Source organism: Verrucosispora sp. SN26_14.1, assembly GCF_004307965.1.
In the GTDB taxonomy this organism is placed as follows: Bacteria; Actinomycetota; Actinomycetes; order Mycobacteriales; family Micromonosporaceae; genus Micromonospora.
Genome location: NZ_SISL01000333.1, coordinates 1 through 6,527, shown reverse-complemented (window position 1 = coordinate 6,527; position 6,527 = coordinate 1). Strand labels below are relative to the sequence as shown.

Here is a 6,527-nt window from a genome sequence, read left to right as displayed (position 1 = left end):
CTCTCCGGGCGGCCGGTCGCGCTGGCGGCACTGCGGGCCCGGTACGCCGTGCCCGCCCCCCGTACGGTCTTCGGGGTGCGGTTCCCCAACCCGGTCGGCCTGGCCGCCGGGATGGACAAGGACGGTGCCGCGCTGCCGGCCTGGCCGGCGCTCGGCTTCGGCTTCGTCGAGGTCGGCACGGTCACCGCGTACCCGCAGCCGGGCAACCCTCGGCCGAGGCTGTTCCGGCTGCCGGACAGCGAGGCCGTGATCAACCGGATGGGGTTCAACAACGCCGGGGCCGAGGCGCTGGCCGCCCGGCTCGCGGCGTTGCCCCGTCCGCTCGGCGTACCGCTGGGGATCTCGCTGGGCAAGTCGAAGGTGACGCCACTGGACGAGGCGGTGGAGGACTACCGGGCGTCGTACCACGCGTTGCGCGGGCACGGCGACTACTTCGCGGTCAACGTCTCCTCGCCGAACACGCCGGGGTTACGCGCGTTGCAGGACCGTGCCCACCTGGATGCGCTGCTGGCCGCGCTGGTGGGGGAGAAGCCGGTGCTGGTGAAGATCGCGCCGGACCTGACCGACGCGGCCATCGCCGAGCTGCTGGAGGTCTGCCTGGCCCGGGGCGCGGCCGGGGTGATCGCCACGAACACCACCCTCGGCCGCACCGGCCTCGCCCCGGCCGACGAGGCCCGGTCCGCCGAGACCGGGGGGCTCTCCGGCCGCCCGCTGGCCGACCGGGCCCGGCAGGTGGTGTCCTTCGTGCACACCGAGACCGGTGGCCGGCTGCCGATCATCGGAGTGGGCGGCATCGTGGACCCCGACGACGCCGCCCGGATGTTCGACGCGGGCGCCAGTCTGGTCCAGCTCTACACCGGCTTCATCTACCGGGGGCCGGCTCTGCCCCGCGCGGTCGCCCGCGCGGCGGCGGCTGCCCCGGCTCCGGCCACGACCGGGTCGTGAGCCGGATGAGGCGGCGGCGCCACCCCCGCTCCCGCCGGAGCGGACGGCCACGAACACCAGGCGCCGCCGCCCCCACCATGCCGACCTCGGCATGCTCGCCTCACCCGGGGCAATCGCCTCTCCCCGAAGGCCCGCCTCTCCCCGGACACCGTCGTGCCTCCGTGCCCCGGAGTCCGTCCGCGCGCTGGCGGGGTACGGCCGGTCGGCCGGTGGGGTGCTCCCGCGTGGCCTTTGCTCTGCTTCGACGGGCGCATCGGTGGGGTCCGGCCGGTCGGCCGGAGGAGTGCCTCCGCGCGGCCTTTGCTCTGCTTCAACCCACGCATCGGTTTCAGCCGAGAACCAGTGCGTGGGTTGAAGCAGAGCAAAGGGGCCACAGGGGAGTGCGGGGCGGTCGCGCGGACGGCGAGTCCCCGCTACCGGAGGCGGGAGTGGGCATGGGCAGCGTGGAGAGGGAGGGCGGATGACGCCGGAGGAGATCCTCACCGCCGACGCGGCGCACGTCTGGCACCCGTACGCGGCGCTGCCGCCGGCGGTGCCGCCGTACCTGGTGACGGAGGCCGAGGGCGTACGGCTGCGGCTGGCCGACGGCCGCACGCTCGTCGACGGCATGTCGTCCTGGTGGTCGGCGATCCACGGTTACCGGCATCCGGTGCTGGACGCGGCGGTGACCGACCAGCTCGGCCGGATGAGCCACGTGATGTTCGGCGGGCTGACCCACGAACCGGCCGTGCGGTTGGCCCGGACCCTGGTCGAGTTGGCGCCGGAGGGGTTGGCGCACGTGTTCCTGGCCGACTCCGGGTCGGTCAGCGTCGAGGTCGCGGTGAAGATGTGCCTGCAGTACCAGCGGGCCGTCGGTCGGCCGGAGCGCCGCCGGCTGGGCACCTGGCGGGGCGGGTACCACGGCGACACGTTCCACCCGATGAGCGTCTGTGATCCCGAGGGCGGCATGCACCACCTCTGGGGCGACGTGCTGCCCCGGCAGGTGTTCGCGCCGGTGCCGCCCGGTGGCTTCGCGTCCGATCCCGACCCGGCGTACGAGGCGGCGCTGGTGGAGGCGGTGGAGCGGCACGCCCACGAACTGGCGGCGGTGATCGTCGAGCCGGTCGTCCAGGGGGCCGGTGGGATGCGTTTCCACCATCCGCACTACCTGCGGGTGCTGCGGGAGGTGACCCGGGCGCACGGGGTACTGCTGATCTTCGACGAGATCGCCACCGGCTTCGGTCGGACCGGGACGATGTTCGCCGCCGAGCACGCCGGGGTCAGCCCGGACGTGATGTGCGTCGGCAAGGCGCTCACCGGCGGCTACCTGACGCTGGCCGCCGCGCTCTGCACGGCGGAGGTGGCGCGGGGCATCCGGACCGGCGGGGTCCTGGCGCACGGCCCGACGTTCATGGGCAACCCGCTCGCCTGCGCGGTCGCCAACGCCTCGCTGGGACTGCTGCGGGCCGGTGACTGGGCCGGTGAGGTGGCGCGGCTCCAGCGCGGCCTGCATGACGGGCTGGAGCCGCTGCGCGGCGCACCGGGCGTGACGGACGTGCGGGTGCTCGGCGGGATCGGCGTCGTGCAGCTGGACCACGAGGTGGACGTCGCCGCCGCCACCGCCGCCGCGGTGGCCGAGGGCGTGTGGCTGCGGCCGTTCCGGGATCTGGTCTACACGATGCCGCCGTACGTCACCTCGGACGCCGATCTGGCACGGGTGGCGACCGGTGTCGCGGCAGCTATCAGGGCGGGCTGAGTAGATCGTCGCGGATCAGGGACACAGGTTGAGTAGACGAGCGCGACAGGTTGAGGACGAGAGGAAAAGCTGGCTGATGGAGAGTTTCGGCACGCGGCTGCACCGGGCGGTCGACGAGCGGGGTCCGCTCTGCGTAGGCATCGATCCCCATCCGGAACTGCTGGCGAAGTGGGGGCTCGACGACGACGTCGACGGGTTGCGACGCTTCGCCCGGACCGTCGTGGACGCCCTCGGTGACCGGGTTGCGGTGGTCAAGCCCCAGTCGGCCTTCTTCGAGCGGTTCGGGTCTCAAGGGGTGGCGGTACTTGAGTCAACTATCCGACAGTTACGAGATTCCGGATCGCTCGTTCTGCTGGACGTCAAGCGCGGCGACATCGGTTCGACCGTCCGCGCGTACGCCTCGGCGTACCTGGACCCATCCAGTCCCATGTATGTCGACGCGGTGACCGCGAGCCCCTTCCTGGGGGTCGGCTCGCTCGCTCCGATGTTCGAGCTGGCCGTCGAGCACGGCGGCGGAGTCTTCGTCCTGGCGCTCACCTCCAACCCCGAGGGCGCCTCGGTCCAGCGTGCGCGCGGTGCCGACGGGCGCACCGTCGCGCAGACCGTGATCGACGAGATTTCCCAGCTCAACGCGGGTGCCGCCCCGCTGGGGAGCATCGGCCTGGTGGTCGGTGCGACGGTCGGCGAAACCGGCTGCGACCTCTCCGCGGTGAACGGTCCGCTGCTCGCACCCGGGCTCGGCGCACAGGGCGCCACGGCCGACGATCTACGGGTCGTCTTCGGTTCGGCCCTTACCTCCGTGCTGCCCTCGTACTCCCGGGAGGTGTTGGGAGCGGGCCCACGGCCGGAGGCGCTGCGGGCCGCGGCGGAGCGCGCCGTGGCGGACTGCCGGGCGGCCCTGGCGATGTCATGACTGACTGACGGCTCGGTCACTTTGCGGTGATCATCGCGTGCCCACGTTGCCGAAAGCTCCGTTGACCGCTAGTTTTCCCCGCGCTGGGAACCCCTTGGTTCACAGCGACACCACGTTTCACAGATGCGGCGGTGCGTCCCGCCCGTCGCGATAGGGACCTGAGGAGAACTGGTGCCGCTCCCGTCACTGACCCCTGAGCAGCGCGCAGCCGCGCTGGAGAAGGCTGCGGAGATCCGCAAAGCCCGTGCCGAGCTGAAGGAGCAGCTCAAGCAGGGCAAGACCACCCTCGGAGCCGTTCTTGCGCGCGCCGAGTCCGACGATGTCGTCGGCAAGCTGAAGGTGTCGGCCGTGCTGCAGGCGATGCCCGGAATCGGCAAGATCCGAGCCACCCAGATCATGGAGAAGCTCAAGATCGCCGACAGCCGTCGCCTGCGTGGCCTCGGCGAACAGCAGCGCAAGGCCCTGCTTGGGGAGTTCGCCGCCAACTGAGCACGGCTGCGTGTAGAAACAAGCAGTGAGCTTGGATGACGAGACGCGCCCGGCGGCTCGGCTCACTGTCCTGGCCGGCCCATCCGGCGCCGGTAGGGAGAGTGTCGTCGAGCTGGTCCGGGCGCGTTCTCCGTCTGTGTGGACGCCGCTCGCGGTCACCACCCGGCCCCGCCGGGAGGGCGAGCTGGAGGGCGTCCACCGGCACTTCCTCGCCCCGCGGGAGTTCGACCGCCGGGTGGCCCGCGGCGAACTGCTGGAATGGAGCCGCTACGGGGCGTACCGGCGTGGCACGGAGCTGGCGCCGGTGCGTGACCGGCTCGCCGCCGGAGCGCCGGTCCTGCTGCCGCTCGACCTCGACGGGGCGCTGCTGGTCCGCGCGGTGGTACCCGACGCGCGACTCGTCCTACTCCATCCGCCCGGCCGCCGTCCGGGTACGGCCGTCCTGACGTCCTTCGACCGCAGCGTGTCGCACGACCGCACCGAGCGCGTGGTGGACGAGCTGGTAGGGTTGATCGGTTCTTCATTCCTGGCTTCGGCCCGGCCGCGTCCGCGCGGTTGAGCGCCGGCCCCGCGTGCCACGCGGTCCGTGCGAAAGACGCAGAGGTTAATCCGTGGGATCCATCGCCAACCCCGAAGGCATCACCAACCCGCCGATCGACGAGCTCCTGGAGAAGACGACGTCGAAGTACGCGCTGGTCATCTTCGCGGCCAAGCGCGCGCGTCAGGTCAACGCCTACTACAGCCAGCTCGGCGAGGGCCTGCTGGAGTACGTCGGCCCGCTGGTCGAGACGACCCCGCAGGAGAAGCCGCTCTCGATCGCGATGCGCGAGATCAACGCCGGCCTACTCACCGCCGAGCCGACCGACCAGCCGTAGGCTCCGCGCGTCGATGAGCGCCCGGATCATCCTCGGTGTCGGTGGCGGCATCGCCGCCTACAAGGCGTGCGAGGTGCTACGCCGGTTCACCGAGTCGGGCCACCAGGTCCGGGTCGTGCCGACCGCCGCCGCGTTGCGGTTCGTCGGCGCGCCGACCTGGGCGGCGCTCTCCGGTCAACCGGTCTCCGAGGACGTCTGGTCCGACGTGCACGAGGTGCCGCACGTCCGCCTCGGTCAGCAGGCCGACCTGGTGGTGGTCGCACCCGCCACCGCCGACCTGCTGGCCAAGGCCGCGCACGGCCTCGCCGACGACCTGCTCACCAACACCCTGCTCACCGCCCGCTGCCCGGTGGTGCTGGCGCCGGCCATGCACACCGAGATGTGGGAGCACCCGGCGACCGTCGCCAACGTGGCGACGTTGCGGGCCCGGGGCGTACGCGTCATCGAACCGGCGGTGGGTCGGCTCACCGGTGCCGACACCGGCAAGGGCCGGTTGCCCGATCCGGCCGAGATCTTCGCGGTCGCCCGCCGCGCGCTCCGCCGGGGCGTCGACGCCCCCGCCGACCTGGCCGGCCGGCATGTCCTCGTCACCGCCGGCGGCACCCGTGAACCGCTGGACCCGGTGCGCTTCCTCGGTAACCGGTCCTCCGGCAAGCAGGGCTACGCGTTCGCCCGGGCGGCGGTCGCCCGAGGTGCCCGGGTCACGCTGATCTCGGCGAACGTCGAGCTACCCGACCCGGCCGGAGCGGACATCGTCCGCGTCGGCACCACCGGCGAGTTGCGTGACGCCACGCTCGCGGCCGCCGTCGACGCCGACGCGGTGGTGATGGCGGCGGCTCCGGCCGATTTCCGTCCCGCGACGTACGCGCCTGGCAAAATCAAGAAGTCGGACGACGGCACCGCGCCCAGCATCGCGCTCGTGACCAACCCGGACATCGCCGCCGAGTTGGGCCGGAGCCGCCGACCGGAGCAGCTGCTGGTGGTGTTCGCTGCGGAGACCGGCGACGCCGAGGCCAACGGACGGGCCAAGCTCGCCCGTAAGCGGGCCGACCTCATCGTGATCAACGAGGTCGGGCCGGACAAGGTCTTCGGTGCCGAGACCAACGCGGCCACCGTCATCGGTGCGGACGGTTCGGTCACCCAGATGCCCGAACAGTCCAAGGAGGACCTCGCCGACGAGGTGTGGGACCTGGTGGTCTCCCGGCTCGCCGACGGCGCCGCCTGACCACGATCCACCTGTTGACCATCGACCGGCGCTCGGCGGTGAGTGACTAGACTGCCGCGGAACGACGTCCACAACTTAGGAGTGCCGTGACACGCCGCCTCTTTACGTCCGAATCGGTCACGGAAGGCCACCCGGACAAGATCGCTGATCAGATCAGTGACGGTATTCTCGATGCCCTGCTCAGCCAGGATCCGCATAGCCGTGTGGCGGTGGAGACGCTGATCACGACTGGTCAGGTGCATGTGGCGGGTGAGGTGACGACGAAGGCGTATGCCGACATTCCGTCGATCGTGCGGGAGACGATTCTGGGGATCGGGTACGACTCGTCGAAGAAGGGTTTCGATG

General features: G+C 71.7%; 8 protein-coding genes. All 8 read left to right on the top strand.

Going from position 1 to position 6,527, the window contains the following annotated elements:
* A partial coding sequence (locus EYA84_RS23555) for a quinone-dependent dihydroorotate dehydrogenase (RefSeq protein ID WP_131055415.1) occupies positions 1-945 on the top strand: 945 nt, incomplete at its 5' end.
* A gap of 460 nt (positions 946-1,405) precedes the next feature.
* On the top strand, positions 1,406-2,680 hold the full coding sequence (locus EYA84_RS23550) for an adenosylmethionine--8-amino-7-oxononanoate transaminase (protein ID WP_131055413.1): 1,275 nt from the start codon (positions 1,406-1,408) through the stop codon (positions 2,678-2,680).
* 76 nt (positions 2,681-2,756) lie between these two features.
* Positions 2,757-3,593: an orotidine-5'-phosphate decarboxylase gene (gene pyrF, locus EYA84_RS23545; protein ID WP_131055411.1), complete on the top strand. Its 837-nt coding sequence runs from the start codon at positions 2,757-2,759 to the stop codon at positions 3,591-3,593.
* Between the two features lie 171 nt (positions 3,594-3,764).
* Complete coding sequence (gene mihF, locus EYA84_RS23540; protein ID WP_117229171.1) at positions 3,765-4,082, top strand: integration host factor, actinobacterial type; 318 nt, start codon at positions 3,765-3,767, stop codon at positions 4,080-4,082.
* 25 nt (positions 4,083-4,107) lie between these two features.
* Entirely contained in the window at positions 4,108-4,641 is a 534-nt protein-coding gene (locus EYA84_RS23535; RefSeq protein WP_131055409.1) for a guanylate kinase, read from the top strand.
* A gap of 52 nt (positions 4,642-4,693) precedes the next feature.
* Positions 4,694-4,957 (top strand): DNA-directed RNA polymerase subunit omega, encoded by a 264-nt coding sequence (gene rpoZ / locus EYA84_RS23530; protein WP_007075826.1) that lies wholly within the window; start codon positions 4,694-4,696, stop codon positions 4,955-4,957.
* 13 nt (positions 4,958-4,970) lie between these two features.
* Complete coding sequence (gene coaBC, locus EYA84_RS23525) at positions 4,971-6,182, top strand: bifunctional phosphopantothenoylcysteine decarboxylase/phosphopantothenate--cysteine ligase CoaBC (protein WP_131055407.1); 1,212 nt, start codon at positions 4,971-4,973, stop codon at positions 6,180-6,182.
* Between the two features lie 86 nt (positions 6,183-6,268).
* Positions 6,269-6,527, top strand: a 259-nt coding sequence (locus EYA84_RS23520; protein ID WP_236145923.1) for an S-adenosylmethionine synthetase N-terminal domain-containing protein, incomplete at its 3' end; no start/stop codon positions are given.